We start from the raw sequence: 14202 nt of genomic DNA on the forward strand, positions 1-14202 counted from the left end.
TCTGTCTCACTCACACAGGGCCAGGAAATTCTCGAAGACTTCCTGGCCGCGTTCGGTGTGTGCGACCTCGGGGTGCCACTGGACGCCGTACAGATCGCGGTCCGTGTCGCTCATCGCTTCGACGCCACAGACTCCAGAGGTAGCCGTCCGCTCAAAACCAGTCGGCACGTCTTTGACCTCGTCAGCGTGGCTGGCCCACACGCGTGTTTCCGGCGCCAGTGACCCGACAAGTGGGTCCGCGTCGTCGAGAATCTCGACCGTGACGTCGGCGTAGCCACCGTATTCGCCCGAGTCGACACGGCCATCGAGTTCCCTCGCCAGAATCTGCATACCGAGACAGATCCCGAAGATCGGCACGTCGAGATCCAGATAGGCCGGGCAGTTGCCGATACGATCCATCGACGGGCCACCCGAGAGTACGAGACCGTCACCGTCGATCTCTTCGGGTGGGGTCGTATTGTCCACGAGATCGACTTCGACGCCCAGATCGCGCAGGGCACGCTGTTCGAGATGCGTAAACTGGCCGTGATTGTCGATGACGTCGATGCGAGTCATGGGGAGCGATAGCGCCCTTCCGGATAAATATCCCCGGAAACATCTCTGAGAGGGCCACCGAGAAGCGAGCGCCACGGCTCTTGTCCGTCCGATCGCTGTTGGATCTCGTGGGTGCTATCGGTTTCTCGGGGTCGGGACTGCTCGGCGCAAACAGAGCGTCACGGTCGATCCGTCTTCGCTACGGTCCAGGTCGAGCCGACCGTTGTAGCTTTCGACGATCCAATTGGCGAGCCACAGTCCAAGCCCCTGGCTGTGTTGTAAGGGCGTCTCGGTCCCGTTTTTGAGCGTATCGAAATCTGTGGCCGGGAGGTGATTGTCCGGATCGACAATCTCGATCGCCGTCCAGCCGGGATCGCCGTGTTCGATCGTGACGAGCAGATCGGCACCCGGTTGGCCGTTGCCGATGGCCGTTTCGAACACGTTTTCGATAGCCGTTTCGAGCATCCAGTCGCCCTCGACCCAGGTCTGGTCGGGCATGTCTGTCTCGATGGTGACGTCATCGTGGGCTTGTTCGATCGCGATCACGCGCCGCGAGACGAACGCCGCTGCGTCGACCGGGTGTCGCTGGCGATTTTCTCCCGTTACTGCCAGTTCTATCTCCTGGGCCTTCTCCGAAAGTATCATCACGTCGTCTATTTTCCGGCGGATCGCCCGTACCGGCTCAGAGGACTGTTTCGACTCGTTCCCGTCGAGCTGGTCGAGATGGCCCAGAATAACGGTCATATCGTTGCGCAGATTGTGTCGCAACGCTCGGGAGAGCACTTCCGTACTTTGGGTGAGTGTCGTCGTCGAACGGTCGTACTCCCGGACGATCCCGAGGGCGGCACCACTGGCACCGCCGATGGCGATGGAACTCGCCAGAATCGCCGACTCGGGGACCCGAACCGAACGAACCCATCCACCTGCAGGACGACCAGATTTGATAACGTCAACACGCCGATTCCCAGTCCTGCGTGCGTCGCAACCCGCCAGATCTGCTCGCCGTGCATGTGACACTGGTCGAGCCAGTAGCCGGCAGTTGCGAGGACGAGTGCTGCCAGCAGCCCCATCCCACCCACGATCAAGATGGGCGGACTCGACCCAGCCACATTCAGCGTCGGGACGAACAGCGCGCTCAGCACGATTCCGGTCGCCATCACGTAATTGACGCCGAGCACCTGTTTCGTCACGACCATTCGTTCGCAATAGTGCGATTTATGTCACGTTCACTTATGAGTACGCGTCCGATTATCTCGATTGAAAACGAGGGTGGGTGACAGCCTGAATCCGGTGGCGTTCACTCGCGCTCCCGTCGGTCGGCGGCCGTCTCGAAAGTCAGTTGGGCTTGTTCACGACTCCGCCGTCGCTCGCGGGCGGCGATTGCATTCGGGTCGGGATTCGCAGGATCGTCGACACTCGCCCAGGAGTTGTGGATCTTGGCGTGACACCACCGGCAGAGATAGATCGTGATCTCGTGGCTCGGCCGCTGGGTATCACCCTCAGAGGGGGCCTGCGTGTCGCTGGCGGCCGTCGAACCACCGGCGTTGCTGTCTCGATTGGCATACGAGAGGTGATGTTCTTCCAGCAGCGGGCGCTCGTCGTCGTGGGCCGACCGCCGGGCTTCGAGGCCACACCGCGCACACTCGCGTGCGTGATCGCGCGATCGCATGTGTGGACAGTCTTTCCAGGTCCAGGGGCCAGTGAGCCCGTCGTCGAGCGGATCGCCGACGACTGGGCACCGGAAGTCTTGGCCACTCAACCCGTCGGCAAACGGTGGGTCTCGGTCACCGTGTTCGGCCGCGAACCGACAGCGCCCCTCTTCGGTACAGTAGTCACAGCGGTCGAGGAACGCATATGGATCGTCGACGCCGACGGTCGTCCCTGCGTCGGTCTTCTCCATCCTGCAGTTCGTAGGGCTCGGCTCGACAAAAACGTCCGTGTGGTGCGTCTCGAATGTCCGTCTCAGAGGAGTTCCGTCCTGTAGATCTTCCACTCGCCGTCCTCAGTCCGCAGCTCGATGGTTTGTGTCGTCGATTGGCTTTGCCCGGACGCTGACTCCGTTGCCGTGAGCGTTACTTCGACGGTGGCGCTCGTCTCGGTCTCGCTTTCGAGTTGGGCCTCGTCGACACTGATTTCGATCGATTCGAACTGCTGGATCGCGTAATCCGGAACCTCACTGATCGGGGTGTTGCGGTGTAACAGCTCGCTGGCTTTCTCGGCGTTGCCGGCGTCTAAGGCGTTGATGAACGACTTGGTGGCCCCGACCGGTCCACCGCCCCCGAGGAATTGATCGTACGCCAGCCATCCGCCCCCGAGCAGCGCAGCGAGGCCGCCCCCGTACGCGAGCAGATTTCGCCGCCGGATGCCATCGTCTTGCCCCCTGCTCGTGGCTGTTGTGGCGGTCTGCGCCCTTGTCCTTGTCGTGGTTGCTGGGCGCGCTGTCCCTGCTGCTGTGGTGGCTGCTGGGCGGGCCGGCCCTGATCCTGCGGTGGTTGGCCTCGTTGTGGTGGCTGACCCTGCGGTGGTTGGCCTCGTTGTGGTGGCTGACCCTGCGGTGGTTGGCCTTGGGATGGCTGCCCGCCTTGGGGTTGACCTTGTGGTGGTTGGCCTTGGGGTGGTTGCCCGCTCTGGGGTTGACCTTGTGGTGGTTGGCCTTGGGGTGGTTGCCCGCTCTGGGGTTGGCCCTGTGGTGGTTGCCCTTGAGGTGGCTGCCCGCCTTGGGGTTGGCCCTGTGGTGGTTGATCCTGTGGCGCCTGGTCCGCTGATTGGGTATCCGCCCCGCTTGGCCCGGAACGCAGGACGGTTCCACAGGCGTGACAGGTCTCTTGCTGTTGTTCGACTTCGGTCCCGCACTCCTGGCAATACGGCATCGATATGCCACGCTCACGGCCCTCTCACTAAAATTTTCGCTCTTTGTCTCTCTCCGGTTGCTTCCAAACCATTATTTTCGGGCGCACAGACGAGCCAGTATGCGCGTCGTCCACGACCCGAGCGACGGGACCGAGCGTCGAACGCTCGCGACGGATGTCCACGTCGCCGATGGTTTCTGGGCGAAGTTCCGCGGACTCCGGGGCCGTTCCTCGATCCCAGCGGACTTCGCTCTCGTCTTTCCTTTCGAGGCCGTCGGCCGCCGAGATATCGATATGGTGTTCGTCCGCACGCCGATCGACGTCGTGTGGGTCCGCGATGGCGACGTCCAGCAGGTATCGACGCTCCGGTCTTGGATCGGCTTCGGGCTGGCGAAAGCCGACTGCGTGATCGAGCTTCCCCCTGGCGGGGCCGACGACGTCGAGGTGGGCGATCGTGTTGTCCTCGAAGACGACAACGCCTGATCGTTTTTCGTCACCGCGCTCTTCTGGACTCGATCCGTGCCGGGACCAGTATCTTCATGAACGTCGAGCACATTCCCTCGGGTACAATGTCGGATCCATCCCCGACGATCGAGGATAGAGGAAGTCGCCCCACGGCGGCTGGGCGCGAAATTCTCCCCCAGTAGTGAGGACCGAATTTTGCCAGGATTGTTCGGCGAGCACCCCGCGACCGAGCCACTCGAATCGCTCTCGGACGTGGCGTTGCTCGATACGACGCTCCGTGACGGTGAACAGGCTCCAGGGGTATCGCTGTCCCCTGAGGAAAAAGCACGCATCGCCCGCGAACTCGATGCCGCCGGGATCGACGTGATCGAGGCCGGCAGTGCCGTCACCGGCCCCGGCGAACGCGAGACGATCCGCCGCGTCACGTCGATGGATCTGGACGCGACGATCACCAGCTTCGCCCGGAACGTCCGCGGGGACATCGACCTCGCCGTCGAGACCGGTGTCGACGGCGTCCACCTGGTCGTCCCGGCCAGTGACCGCCATATCGAGGGCAAGCTCTCGACGACCCGCGAGGATGTGATCGCCGACACCGCCGAGTTGGTCGAATACGCCGTCGATCACGACCTCTGGGTCGAGGTGATCGGCGAGGACGGCTCCCGGGCCGATCTGGATTTCCTTGAAGAACTCATGGCCGCGGCCCTCGATGCCGGCGCTGATCGGGTTTGCTACGCCGACACAGTTGGTCACGCCACGCCCGATCGCACGCTCGATGCGGTCTCGCGGCTCGCGGCTCTCGGGCCGACGAGCACTCACACCCACGACGACCTCGGGCTGGCGGTCACCAACGCCCTGGTCTCGCTTGCGGCCGGTGCCGATCTCGTCCACGGGACCATCAACGGCATCGGCGAGCGAGCCGGCAACGTCGCCTTAGAAGAGGTCGCCATCGCCTTAGAGCACGGTTACGGTGTCGAGACGATGGACCTCGACCGGGTGTACGATCTCGCCCAGCTCATCGCCAACAAGACCGGTATCCCGCTGGCTCCGAACAAGGCCGTCGTCGGCGAGAACGCCTTCACCCACGAGAGTGGCATCCACACGGACGGCACGCTCAAAGACGAGTCGATGTACGAGCCCTACCCACCCGAGAAGGTGGGCCGGGAGCGACGGCTTGCGCTTGGTAAACACGCCGGGCGGGCCGGTGTCGAGGCCGCCCTCGCCGAGCACGGGATCGAAGTCGTCGATGCGGAACTCGACGCCATCTTCGAGCGCGTCAAGGAACTCGGCGAGCGTGACAAGCGCGTCACTGATGCCGACCTGCTGGCCATCGCCGAGGACGTCCAGGACCGTGATCGCGAGCGCCGTGTCAGAGTCGAGGACCTGACGACTATCGCCGGAAGTGGCACACCGACCGCGAGCGTCAACGTCGTCATCGACGGCGTCGAGCGGACCGAGGCCGCGGTCGGCGACGGCCCCGTCGACGCGGCGATGAACGCCGTCGAGGACGCGCTGGGCCGTGCCGTCGACTGGAACCTCGATTCCTACCACGTCGATGCCATCACCGGCCGGACGGACGCTCTCGTCACCGTCGAGGTCGAGATGTCGCGGGGCGATCGCTCGGTGACGGTTGCACGCAGCGACGCCGACATCACTCGGGCCTCCGTCGAGGCGATGGTCGATGCGATCGATCGGCTGGTCGAACCAGAAACTGAACCGCTCGTGGCTGACGACTGATCGGCGCCCAGTCCCGCGCCAGTGCGAGACTACGCAGGATATCACTGTCGCTTGGCCACCAGCGCTCCCGATACCGCTTACCCCTGTCCGGATGGCGCTGCCGGCGCAGTCGTTTCCGCGATGGCCTCGACACAATTGATCTCGAAGCGTGCGCCCTCCGACTCGCTTTCGACAGCCTGGATCGACCAGCCGTGGGCGTCGACGATGTTTCGGACGATAGCGAGACCGAATCCGGTCCCGTCGGTACTCGTGGTGTAGCCGCTTTGAAACACCGCTTGGCGTTGGTCGGCCGGGATGCCCGGACCGTCGTCTTCGACGAAGAACCCGTCCGAAACCGTCCCAACGCGGACAGTGACGTCCTCACCGGCGTGGTCGATCGCGTTCCGATAGAGGTTCTCGAACAACTGCCTGAGCCGGTTCCGGTCGGCATCGATGGTATCCGTCTCTCGTATGTCGAGTGTCGCTTGGGCCGTTTCGACGGTCTCCCAGGCGTCGGTTGCGACCGTCTCGAGATCTACTTGGTCCGTTTCGGCGACGGTTTGGCCCTGCTTTGCAAGCCTGAGTAGATCGTCAATGAGTGTCTCCATCCGCTCGTGGGCACTTTCGACGCGCTGGAAGTATGCTTCTTCTCTCTCTGTCCGCGCCAGTTCGAGGTTGCCCGCCGCGACGTTGAGTGGGTTTCGGAGGTCGTGGCTGATCGCACTCGCAAAGGCCTCTAGGTGTTCGTTCGCGCGTTCGAGTTCCTGTTCCCGTTGGTGTCGCTCGGTCACGTCACGCGTGTGTACGACGATCCCCTGGACGAATGGGTTCTCGGTGAGGTCCTGACCGACCGACTCGACGACGCGAACGGTCCCGTCGGCGTCTTCGACCCGACACTCGAACCGGACGGTTCCGGTATCGACGCCGATATCGGCAAAGGCGGTTTTGACTCGGGCGCGGTCGTCCGGATGCACGTATTCGAGTGGTGATTGGCCACGGAGTGTCTCCGGCTCGCGTCCGAGGATGCGCTTGACCGACGGGCTGACGTATGCCAGTGTTCCCTCCTGATCGACGACCGTGATGATATCCGACGCGTTCTCGATGAGTGCCTGGTAGCGTTTCTCGATGCGTCGATTGTCGGTGACGTCACGGATCGTCAGCAGCCGTCCGAGAGAACCGTCGTCCCGGAGCGGGGTGAGATGAGCCGTATAGAAGCGTTGTCCGTCGTCGGTCTCGACGACGATATCGTCGTGGGTCCGACTCTCGGGATCGCGAGATTCGAACAACTGTGACAACTCTGGCAGTGCCGTCGTCGCTTGCGTGCCGATCACATCGTCACCAGCTAACGTCCGGGCGGTTGCGTTCAGATCGACGATCCGATCGTGCTCGTCGAGCACGACGAATCCATCACGCATCTTCTCGATAACGGTCGCCCGCCCGACTGGAACGACGTCCAACAATCGAAAGCGGAAGATGGCATACCCAAGCGCCAGCCCCGCAATCGTCAATCCTGTCGGCATCGTGAACAGCACGTCCCACGGTTGCCCACTCCCGGCGAAGATGTTCGTCGCGAGTGGGGCCAGGACGCCGACGGTCAGCGCGACCGACTGGCGACGATAGAGCCGATCGGAGGTCAGGACCATCCACAGAAACAGACCGATGCTTGCCAGTACCAGCGTATAGGAGTACGCCAGGTGGAGATAGTGATACAGGCCGAAGGTGTACTCCAGAGACACCGTGCCGTCCATGGCCGTCGCCACGGTCGTCTCGGCCCACATGAGGCCGTGCCAGCGATTACTCGCCGTCACCAACAGGGTGATGATCGGCTCGACGGCGAGCAGTGTGACTGTCTTCCGGGTGAGCCAATTTTCTCGGCCCGTATACGACACTGCGAGTGCGAACCACGCGCTGGGAACGAGCACGATGGCGACCTGTTCGAGGTGGAGCCACAGTCTCATCCCGTCGGCGGTCGGTGCGATATACCCCAATCCCGCTGTGAGTGCCCATCCTGTCGTCCCGAGCATCAACACGCCGAACGCCGCGAGTGTCTTGCTTGGGCGCCGATGCCAGCGGACGACGAACGTGTACATCGCCAGCAGAAGCGAGATGCTGGCGGCAGCAAGCGCGACGATGATGCGGAGTTCCTGCATACTCTCCCTCTCTTTGCGGTGCTCGTTCCTCCCACAGCACGATCCAGGCCGACTGATCGCCGCGAGCAGACCTGCATGGCTCCCTGCCGTCGCCGCTTTCGGATCCGTCCTGCACAGAAAACCACTGTGGTCTTTTTCAGCGTCCGTTTTCGTCCCAAGGGGACGGCTGACTGAAAGGTTTCGATACAGATCACTGCGTTTAGATGCGTCACTGGCCTAGCCCGTGCGTGATGGCCTGGTGGATCCTCTTCGTGGCTGGCCTCTTCGAAATCGCTTGGGCGATCGGGCTCGAATACTCAGATGGGCTCTCGAAGCCGTTGCCGACCATTGGGACGGCTGTCGCGCTCGTGATCAGTATGCTCCTCCTGGCTCAGGCCGTCAAAGAACTCCCGGTGGGGACTGCTTATGCCGTCTGGACCGGAATCGGAGCCGTCGGGACGGCTTCTCTCGGCATCGTACTTTTCGACGAACCAGCCACGCTCGCACGCATTTTCTTTATTGGGACGATCGTCGTCGGCATCGTCGGTCTGCATCTCGTCTCCGGCGGGTCCTGACCGCGTTCGGCCGCCGTCGTCAGTCGCTTGCGGGCCGCTTGCCGTCGAGAATCGCCGGTAACTCTGTGAGGCCGTCGATCTCGAATTCCGGTGTGACCGATAGCTCCTCGCCTTCACGGTGGGGCCGGCGGACGAACGCCGCGTCGATGCCAGCTGCGTGGGCTGCCTCGACGTCGGTTTCGCTGTCGCCGACGTACAGCGCGTCCGTGGTCCCGACGTCCGAGAGGGCCTGCTCTAGATAGTAGGGGCGGGCTTTTTGCGCCGGAGGCTCTCGACGGTCGGTGCCCGGCCATAGATCGTCTCGAAGTGGTCCTCGAGGTCGAAGGTTTGCAGCCCGAACTCCACGGTCGCCTGCTGGTTCGAACTCACGACGCCCATCGGTCGCTCCACTGCGTCTATTACCCCGATATCGTCGTAGACGCCCTTCTCCCCGTTGCGGATGGCCTCTTGCTGGCGACGGGCCATCAACTCGTCGCGCTCGTGCCAGAACCGGTCGGGATCGAGCCCGTACTGATCGCAGACGGCCTGCAGCTTCGGGACAGTCACGCCGATGCTCATCGCCTCGACGTGCTCGTCAGCAGGATCGTCGACACCCACATGCCGGAACGTGTCGCGGGCGGCGCGCCGGTGGAGAGCCATCTCGGTCAGTTCCACCAGCACACCGTCGTTGTCGAAGACGATGGCCTCGTACATGGCCGAAGTACGGGACTGGGCCGTAGAGAACGTTCCGGTCACGGGAGTGCCCAGTGGCCGATCAGTGACGGAATGGACGCCACGCTCTTGTGGCCCCTCTCCGGAGTAGCGGGCATGATCGAAGACGGCGCGATGGCACCGGACTTCTCACTGCCGGGCATCGTCGACGGCGAGCCCGAGTACTACAACCTGCTTGATCCTCTCCAGGCAGGTTCGGCGGCACTCTTGTTGTGGTATCCAGTCGATTTCGTCCCGACGATTACGCCGGATCTGGTCGCGGCCGGCGAGTGGCTCGACAGAGACGATCTGGTCGTCTGGGGGATCTCCTCGGATAGCCTCTTTGCCCACGAGGAGTACGCCGCAACTCGCGAGATTGACATTCCACTTTTGTCGGACCTGCACGTGTCGATCGCCGATGCCTACGACGTCGTCGCCGAGGACGTCCGCGGACACGCCGGCGTTCCCGAACGGGCGGTCTTCGTGGTCGATCCCGACTGGACGGTCCGGTATGCCTGGCACAGCGAGGACCCACTCTCGGAACCCGCACACTCGCCGTTCGTCGGTGCGGCCGAGACGCTCTCGACGGTGCTCGCCGAGCCGTTCGAAGCACCTCCCGTTTCGTATCAGTGAGACGGGCGTCCGAAGGCAACGATACCGAGAGCTATGTACCGAACATAGCAATCTACTCCTTTGGGGAAGTCCTGTGGCTACTCGATGACAGAAGACGTAACCAAGCTGGCGTTTGTCTGCGTCCAGAACGCGGGTCGCAGCCAGATGTCGACGGCCTTTGCCGAACGCGAGCGCGAGCGCCGCGGGCTCGAAGACGAGGTAGAAATCGTCACCGGCGGGACCGACCCAGCTGAGGCGGTCCACGATACAGTTATCGAGACGATGGCCGACGTCGGCGTCGACCTGTCTGATCGGGTCCCACGGGCGGTCTCGACCGCCCAACTCAACGAGTGTGACGTCGTAGCGACGATGGGCTGTTCGACGCTCGAACTCGATGCCGACGTCGAGGTTCGTGATTGGGCGTTGCCCGACCCCGACGGTGAAGATCCCGAGACTGTTCGTGACATCCGCCAGCAGGTTGCGAACAACGTCCGCGAGCTGTTCGAGGAACTGTTCGGGCCAGCCGAGTAGGCCACTTGCCGAGTGCTCTCACGGTGCTGCCCAGTCATGGTCGAGAGCCGGCTTCGACTCTCCGTCGTTTCGGTAGAAACGCATATCACGACACCTCGTGATGATCCGGCAATGTCGCTGTTCCCGACCGAGATGGAGAGCGAGCGCCTCCGGTACGAGCACCTCCACCCCGACGATATCGACCCCTTCGAACTGTACGAACACCTCAAAAAGGGTGGCCGGCGATCGACGAGATCACCGAGTACGTTACGTGGGATCCCTATTCGAACCCGAAGGAGGCCGTCGAGTGGGTCGAGTCCTGTGGGACGGATTTCGAGAACGGTGAGAGCGCTACCTGCGTTGTCCGACCGAACTCGGGAGAACGGGCAGGTGCGTTTGCCGGCCTCGCTGGCCTCGGGGTCGAGTGGGATCAGCAGCGAGCGACGCTTGGCACCTGGTTCCGCAAACCCTGCTGGGGGCAGGCTACTCCGGGGAACGAGCCGCGCGATTCTGTCTGTTACAGCATCTCGAAAAGTGAGTGGGACACAAACCGGGAGTGAGCGGTGCGTTGGAGGGGCTCACTCGAACTGTTCGATCACGTCGATAACCTCTTTGCCACACTCGCTCGGCTGGTAGGTCACGTAGTTCCCGTCCCGGTCTGTCGTCACCAGGCCTGCGTCCTTGAGTACCTTGAGGTGATACGAGAGCTTCGAGTAGTCGACCTCGAACAGTGCGACCAGATCACAGACACACAGCGCTGACTCCCCGAGTAGCCGCATAACGAGTAGCCGCCGCTCGTCGGACAGTGCCTCGAAGATATCCAGCGTGCCACCGGGGTCGCTGCCGTCGAGGATCGCTTCGAGCCGCGCCATCGTTTCGGGCTCGACCCGGTAGTCGGTAGATTGTGCGGCCATTTCTTTGCACTCGCGTACGGGACCCAGACACAAATCAGTATCTGCGTCTTCGCCCACGAGACCAGTCAAACCATCCCCGGTCAGCAATCTACACTGGGCTGCAGTCGGGACGCCCATCGTGAGTGACGCCGTGGTGTGTCCGCCTGATGTTGGTCGATCCCAGACTAGCTCCGAGTGATTCTGTGATTCCGACAGCGCCCCGCTTTCGGTCGATGCCGTTCAGAAGTCGAACTCGTCGGGCTCGTCGGACTCGTCAGGTTCGAGGTCTGGGGAAAACTCCGCGGGTTCGTCGATGTCCAGGTCCGGCTCGTCGTCCGGCTCGAACGCTTCCGGGGGCTGGCCGGCCTGTTCGACCACTTCGTCGGACACGATGATCGGACAGTCTTCCCGGAGGGCGATGGCGATGCCGTCGCTGGGACGGGCATCGAAGACTGCACTCTTACGAGACCCCTCGACGTACTGTTCGGCATCGATCTTCGCGTAGAAGGTCCCTTCTGAGAGATCGTCGATGCGGACACGATCGATCGCCGCGCCGAACTCCGAGATCATCTCGATGAGGAGGTCGTGCGTCAGCGGCCGTTCGAACGGTTCGTTTTCGATAGCCAGTTGCATCGATTGGGCCTGATCGCCGCTCACGAAGATCGGGACCAGTTGCTCGCGCGCTCTCAACAACACCACTGGCGCCCCCGCCCCGTCCTCTCCGACGCCGACGCCGACCCCCTCGATCGTCGCTTCGTGTTCCATGCCGCGAAATTGGACATGACGCCTGAAAAGTACTCCCCCGCCGCTCGGTTCCGGGGCCGTCGTCCTTTTGCTCGCCCGTCCCGTAGCGTAGCTGTGACCGCGCCACCCGTGGACCGAGAGTTCGACCGTCGACAGGCCCTCAAAGCGGTGATCCCGTTTTTAGCACTTGGCCTCGCGGATCTCCTCTTGTTGCTCGGGTGGGGACTCGATCCGCTGTGGGGCTTTATGATTCTGCCGCCAATTCTGTTCATCTCAGTCCTCGCCTGGATCGGCTTCCGGACGGGATTTATCAGCGATCGTGCCGAGGGACATACCCTCGAGGATCGCGGCTGAGCTACGACGAGAAGAGTTCGTCAACTGCGCCACGTGCCGCAAGCGCTGCGTCGTCGACGACAGTTTCGGGATCGGCCTGCCCGTCGGGTGCATCGAGATACACGTCGACTTCGAGTCGGCCGTCTTCGAAGCTGACAGTGATGTCGACGTCTTCGATATGCGAGCGGTCCAGCCGCGAGAACACGACGGTTTCGGCGGCTTCCGCAGCTGTCTCGACGACGGTTTCGGCGTCCGGGTCGTTACCGGTGTTCATGCACCGCCGGCGCCTGGGCCGGGTGCGCCGCCCATCGGACCGCCGCCGCCGGCACCGCCGAGCATCTCCTGGAGCTCGCTCTGTAGTTCCTCGAACTGCTCTTGGACGCGCTCTTCTTGCTTATCGAGCGTCTCGACGCGGACTTCGAGCGTGTCGACTTTCTCCGAGAGGTCTTCCTCGGCCGTCTCGTAGTCGGTCTCGACGAGGAGCTCGCCGACCTCGCGGTACATCCCTGTCTCGGGGTCGATGTCTTCGAGCGTGTCGAAGGCGTTCTGGGCCTCGGTCAGCTGGGTTTCGGCCTGCCCCTTCTGCTGGGCGACTTCCTGGGCCGTCTCCTGGAGGTCCTGCAGTTCTTCGAGCTTCTCTTGTGCTTCAGGTGGTAGATTACCCTGCATACCAACCAAGTCGGGACCCGTACTGAAAAACCCACCTTTCGAGACTCGTCACGGCTCGTTCGATAAGCGGCCGTCTCACGTCCGACTAGCCGCGATACCACCGATTCCGCCACCGATAATCGGATACACGAGACCAACGAGGACGACTCCCGGCACGAGACTCGGCCCGACGGACGCAGTGACTTCGGTCCCCAACTGGCTGATCGACAGCCCCCACTCGGTCAGAAACACACCTCCGATAGCAAGCGACCCGTATCCGAGGACGACCGATGCGCCCGCTTGAAACCCGCTCGCGGCGGTCTGGACGGGAGCTGTCCACGCCACGATGAACCCCGCGATCAACAGGGCGACGATGGGGACGACGAGGAACCACGGTTCCCACAACAGCCCGTTGGTGACCGGCAGGGACCGACTTATCGATTGTCCCGCTGTCGAGAGATCCATCGTAATCTCGACGTTGTGGGCTGCATAGAAGACCCACCCACCGACCTGCCAGGCTTCGGGGAGCGTCACGTCGCCGCTCAATTGACCTATCTGGCCGAGAGTCTGCGTGAGGTCGTTCTGTATCGCTCCCGACTTCGCAAAGAGGATGGCGAGAAACCCGACGAGGTACGCACTCGCCCCACCGATGATCCCGCCGACGACCGGAATGCCACTGCTTGCCTGTGTCGAGTGACTGTGCTGGGCCATGCCACTGGCAACGGCGATTTCTCGCATAAACGTACCGAAGCAGTCTCTGTGCCCATGCAGGTGGCCGTCTGTGGTGGGACCTGAGCAACTGGCAGCTTTCAGATCCCTGCCGCACCTTCGGCGACCTCGACGAGCCCACTCCAGGTCGTCAGCCCGGCACGCAACGCGACCAGATCAGCTGCCTGAATCGTAACGGTCAGTGTCGCCCCCTCTCGCTCGACCAGCGCTTGCGTGCGATCGCCGTCGATCTCGTCGACTTCGAGGGCAATGCTCCGCTCGACGAGGCGAGCGCTATCGGGGTCGTCGTACGCGGCGGTGAGAACTGCCTCGTGGTCCATCCGACGTCCGTCGCTACTCGACGTTGACTTCCTTGACGTCTCGGGTCCGTTCTTTCAGCAAGACGCGGTGCCCGCAGTAGGGACAGCGAACGCCGCCGTATTCGTCGAGTTCGACGTCACGCTTGCAACGCGAGCACTTGTAGGCCATGTTACTCCTCCTCGGTCGCCGTCTCGGCGAGTGCAGCGCGGATCGACCGCTCGGCTGCTCGACCGCCCGGCGTCTGTGGGCTGTAGGCGCCGCCCGTGAACGTGTAGCCACAGTAGCTACATTCCCAGATGCCAGTCCCCTGGCGGGAGACGCGGTCGTTTCCGCACTCGGGACACTCGTGTTCGTCGCGCATGTCTTCCTCGATCTGTGCGACGCGACGCCGAGCGACTCGCCCGTAGCGTGCGCCGAACCGGCCAGCGCTGCCGGTCTCTCCTCGTTCAGCCATAGTACCAGCAGTTCGGGCGAGCGC

The 14202-nt window shown here is 62.9% G+C and carries 18 protein-coding genes and 2 pseudogenes; 7 read left to right on the top strand and 13 right to left on the bottom strand.

Going from position 1 to position 14202, the window contains the following annotated elements:
• Positions 1-6 precede the first annotated feature (6 nt).
• The 3 genes from Hrd1104_RS01860 to Hrd1104_RS01870 form a co-directional block, all read right to left on the bottom strand.
• Complete coding sequence (locus Hrd1104_RS01860; RefSeq protein WP_154551151.1) at positions 7-555, bottom strand: GMP synthase subunit A; 549 nt, start codon at positions 553-555, stop codon at positions 7-9.
• Positions 556-669: 114 nt separating this feature from the next.
• Positions 670-1551: an ATP-binding protein gene (locus Hrd1104_RS01865; protein WP_229770511.1), complete on the bottom strand. Its 882-nt coding sequence runs from the start codon at positions 1549-1551 to the stop codon at positions 670-672.
• Positions 1552-1831: 280 nt separating this feature from the next.
• A complete protein-coding gene (locus Hrd1104_RS01870) occupies positions 1832-2434 on the bottom strand; it encodes a hypothetical protein (protein ID WP_154551152.1) in 603 nt (200 codons plus the stop codon).
• 1069 nt (positions 2435-3503) lie between these two features.
• Here Hrd1104_RS01870 and Hrd1104_RS01875 point away from each other — a divergent pair.
• Both Hrd1104_RS01875 and Hrd1104_RS01880 read left to right on the top strand, forming a co-directional pair.
• Positions 3504-3866 carry a DUF192 domain-containing protein gene (locus Hrd1104_RS01875; protein ID WP_154551153.1) on the top strand — a complete coding sequence of 121 codons (363 nt, stop codon included), beginning with the start codon at positions 3504-3506 and terminating at the stop codon, positions 3864-3866.
• Between the two features lie 177 nt (positions 3867-4043).
• Positions 4044-5582: a (R)-citramalate synthase gene (locus tag Hrd1104_RS01880; RefSeq protein ID WP_199268297.1), complete on the top strand. Its 1539-nt coding sequence runs from the start codon at positions 4044-4046 to the stop codon at positions 5580-5582.
• A gap of 77 nt (positions 5583-5659) precedes the next feature.
• On the opposite strand, the gene Hrd1104_RS01885 is transcribed toward Hrd1104_RS01880, so the two are convergent.
• Entirely contained in the window at positions 5660-7711 is a 2052-nt protein-coding gene (locus Hrd1104_RS01885) for a histidine kinase N-terminal 7TM domain-containing protein (RefSeq protein ID WP_154551155.1), read from the bottom strand.
• 230 nt (positions 7712-7941) lie between these two features.
• Here Hrd1104_RS01885 and Hrd1104_RS01890 point away from each other — a divergent pair, with 230 nt between their 5' ends.
• Positions 7942-8265 (top strand): multidrug efflux SMR transporter, encoded by a 324-nt coding sequence (locus tag Hrd1104_RS01890; protein WP_154551156.1) that lies wholly within the window; start codon positions 7942-7944, stop codon positions 8263-8265.
• 19 nt (positions 8266-8284) lie between these two features.
• On the opposite strand, the pseudogene Hrd1104_RS01895 reads toward Hrd1104_RS01890, so the two are convergent.
• A pseudogene (locus Hrd1104_RS01895) lies at positions 8285-8958 on the bottom strand (HAD family hydrolase).
• A gap of 114 nt (positions 8959-9072) precedes the next feature.
• Here Hrd1104_RS01895 and Hrd1104_RS01900 point away from each other — a divergent pair.
• The 3 genes and pseudogenes from Hrd1104_RS01900 to Hrd1104_RS13540 all read left to right on the top strand — a co-directional run.
• Positions 9073-9588 carry a redoxin domain-containing protein gene (locus tag Hrd1104_RS01900; protein WP_158854910.1) on the top strand — a complete coding sequence of 172 codons (516 nt, stop codon included), beginning with the start codon at positions 9073-9075 and terminating at the stop codon, positions 9586-9588.
• Between the two features lie 84 nt (positions 9589-9672).
• Positions 9673-10098, top strand: coding sequence for a low molecular weight phosphatase family protein (locus Hrd1104_RS01905; protein ID WP_154551158.1), 426 nt, complete (start codon positions 9673-9675; stop codon positions 10096-10098).
• A 111-nt stretch (positions 10099-10209) separates the two neighbouring features.
• Positions 10210-10585, top strand: a pseudogene (locus Hrd1104_RS13540) (GNAT family N-acetyltransferase); the annotation flags it as partial.
• 70 nt (positions 10586-10655) lie between these two features.
• Here Hrd1104_RS13540 and Hrd1104_RS01910 read toward each other — a convergent pair.
• Together Hrd1104_RS01910 and Hrd1104_RS01915 are read right to left on the bottom strand one after the other, a co-directional pair.
• Entirely contained in the window at positions 10656-10991 is a 336-nt protein-coding gene (locus Hrd1104_RS01910) for a helix-turn-helix transcriptional regulator (RefSeq protein WP_154551159.1), read from the bottom strand.
• A 219-nt stretch (positions 10992-11210) separates the two neighbouring features.
• A complete protein-coding gene (locus tag Hrd1104_RS01915) occupies positions 11211-11735 on the bottom strand; it encodes a bifunctional nuclease family protein (RefSeq protein ID WP_154551160.1) in 525 nt (174 codons plus the stop codon).
• 93 nt (positions 11736-11828) lie between these two features.
• Between Hrd1104_RS01915 and Hrd1104_RS01920 the strand changes: the two genes are divergently transcribed.
• Entirely contained in the window at positions 11829-12068 is a 240-nt protein-coding gene (locus Hrd1104_RS01920) for a hypothetical protein (RefSeq protein ID WP_154551161.1), read from the top strand.
• Position 12069: 1 nt separating this feature from the next.
• On the opposite strand, the gene Hrd1104_RS01925 is transcribed toward Hrd1104_RS01920, so the two are convergent.
• The 6 genes from Hrd1104_RS01925 to Hrd1104_RS01950 form a co-directional block, all read right to left on the bottom strand.
• Positions 12070-12321 carry a DUF3194 domain-containing protein gene (locus Hrd1104_RS01925; protein ID WP_154551162.1) on the bottom strand — a complete coding sequence of 84 codons (252 nt, stop codon included), beginning with the start codon at positions 12319-12321 and terminating at the stop codon, positions 12070-12072.
• Positions 12318-12716, bottom strand: a complete 399-nt coding sequence (locus Hrd1104_RS01930) for a prefoldin subunit beta (RefSeq protein WP_154551163.1) — start codon at positions 12714-12716, stop codon at positions 12318-12320. Before Hrd1104_RS01930 ends, Hrd1104_RS01925 begins: the two co-directional genes overlap by 4 nt.
• A 75-nt stretch (positions 12717-12791) precedes the next feature.
• Positions 12792-13406, bottom strand: coding sequence for a hypothetical protein (locus Hrd1104_RS01935; RefSeq protein WP_154551164.1), 615 nt, complete (start codon positions 13404-13406; stop codon positions 12792-12794).
• A 98-nt stretch (positions 13407-13504) separates the two neighbouring features.
• The gene (locus Hrd1104_RS01940) at positions 13505-13744 is read right to left on the bottom strand and encodes a KEOPS complex subunit Pcc1 (RefSeq protein WP_154551165.1); all 240 of its coding nucleotides are present in this window, start codon (positions 13742-13744) and stop codon (positions 13505-13507) included.
• A 13-nt stretch (positions 13745-13757) separates the two neighbouring features.
• Positions 13758-13892, bottom strand: a complete 135-nt coding sequence (locus Hrd1104_RS01945) for a DNA-directed RNA polymerase subunit P (RefSeq protein ID WP_154551166.1) — start codon at positions 13890-13892, stop codon at positions 13758-13760.
• Between the two features lies 1 nt (position 13893).
• Positions 13894-14178 (bottom strand): 50S ribosomal protein L37ae, encoded by a 285-nt coding sequence (locus tag Hrd1104_RS01950; RefSeq protein ID WP_154551167.1) that lies wholly within the window; start codon positions 14176-14178, stop codon positions 13894-13896.
• Positions 14179-14202: the final 24 nt, after the last annotated feature.

Origin of the sequence: Halorhabdus sp. CBA1104 (assembly GCF_009690625.1) — an archaeon.
GTDB lineage: Archaea > Halobacteriota > Halobacteria > Halobacteriales > Haloarculaceae > Halorhabdus.

Excerpts from the sequence above, each read along its gene's own strand:
- Hrd1104_RS01860 (WP_154551151.1), bottom strand. The coding sequence starts at position 555 with ATGACTCGCATCGACGTCATCGACAATCACGGCCAGTTTACGCATCTC.
- Hrd1104_RS01870 (WP_154551152.1), bottom strand. The coding sequence starts at position 2,434 with ATGGAGAAGACCGACGCAGGGACGACCGTCGGCGTCGACGATCCATAT.
- Hrd1104_RS01875 (WP_154551153.1), top strand. The coding sequence starts at position 3,504 with ATGCGCGTCGTCCACGACCCGAGCGACGGGACCGAGCGTCGAACGCTC.
- Hrd1104_RS01885 (WP_154551155.1), bottom strand. The coding sequence starts at position 7,711 with ATGCAGGAACTCCGCATCATCGTCGCGCTTGCTGCCGCCAGCATCTCG.
- Hrd1104_RS01890 (WP_154551156.1), top strand. The coding sequence starts at position 7,942 with ATGGCCTGGTGGATCCTCTTCGTGGCTGGCCTCTTCGAAATCGCTTGG.
- Hrd1104_RS01900 (WP_158854910.1), top strand. The coding sequence starts at position 9,073 with ATGATCGAAGACGGCGCGATGGCACCGGACTTCTCACTGCCGGGCATC.
- Hrd1104_RS01905 (WP_154551158.1), top strand. The coding sequence starts at position 9,673 with ATGACAGAAGACGTAACCAAGCTGGCGTTTGTCTGCGTCCAGAACGCG.
- Hrd1104_RS01910 (WP_154551159.1), bottom strand. The coding sequence starts at position 10,991 with ATGGCCGCACAATCTACCGACTACCGGGTCGAGCCCGAAACGATGGCG.
- Hrd1104_RS01915 (WP_154551160.1), bottom strand. The coding sequence starts at position 11,735 with ATGGAACACGAAGCGACGATCGAGGGGGTCGGCGTCGGCGTCGGAGAG.
- Hrd1104_RS01925 (WP_154551162.1), bottom strand. The coding sequence starts at position 12,321 with ATGAACACCGGTAACGACCCGGACGCCGAAACCGTCGTCGAGACAGCT.
- Hrd1104_RS01930 (WP_154551163.1), bottom strand. The coding sequence starts at position 12,716 with ATGCAGGGTAATCTACCACCTGAAGCACAAGAGAAGCTCGAAGAACTG.
- Hrd1104_RS01935 (WP_154551164.1), bottom strand. The coding sequence starts at position 13,406 with ATGGCCCAGCACAGTCACTCGACACAGGCAAGCAGTGGCATTCCGGTC.
- Hrd1104_RS01940 (WP_154551165.1), bottom strand. The coding sequence starts at position 13,744 with ATGGACCACGAGGCAGTTCTCACCGCCGCGTACGACGACCCCGATAGC.
- Hrd1104_RS01945 (WP_154551166.1), bottom strand. The coding sequence starts at position 13,892 with ATGGCCTACAAGTGCTCGCGTTGCAAGCGTGACGTCGAACTCGACGAA.
- Hrd1104_RS01950 (WP_154551167.1), bottom strand. The coding sequence starts at position 14,178 with ATGGCTGAACGAGGAGAGACCGGCAGCGCTGGCCGGTTCGGCGCACGC.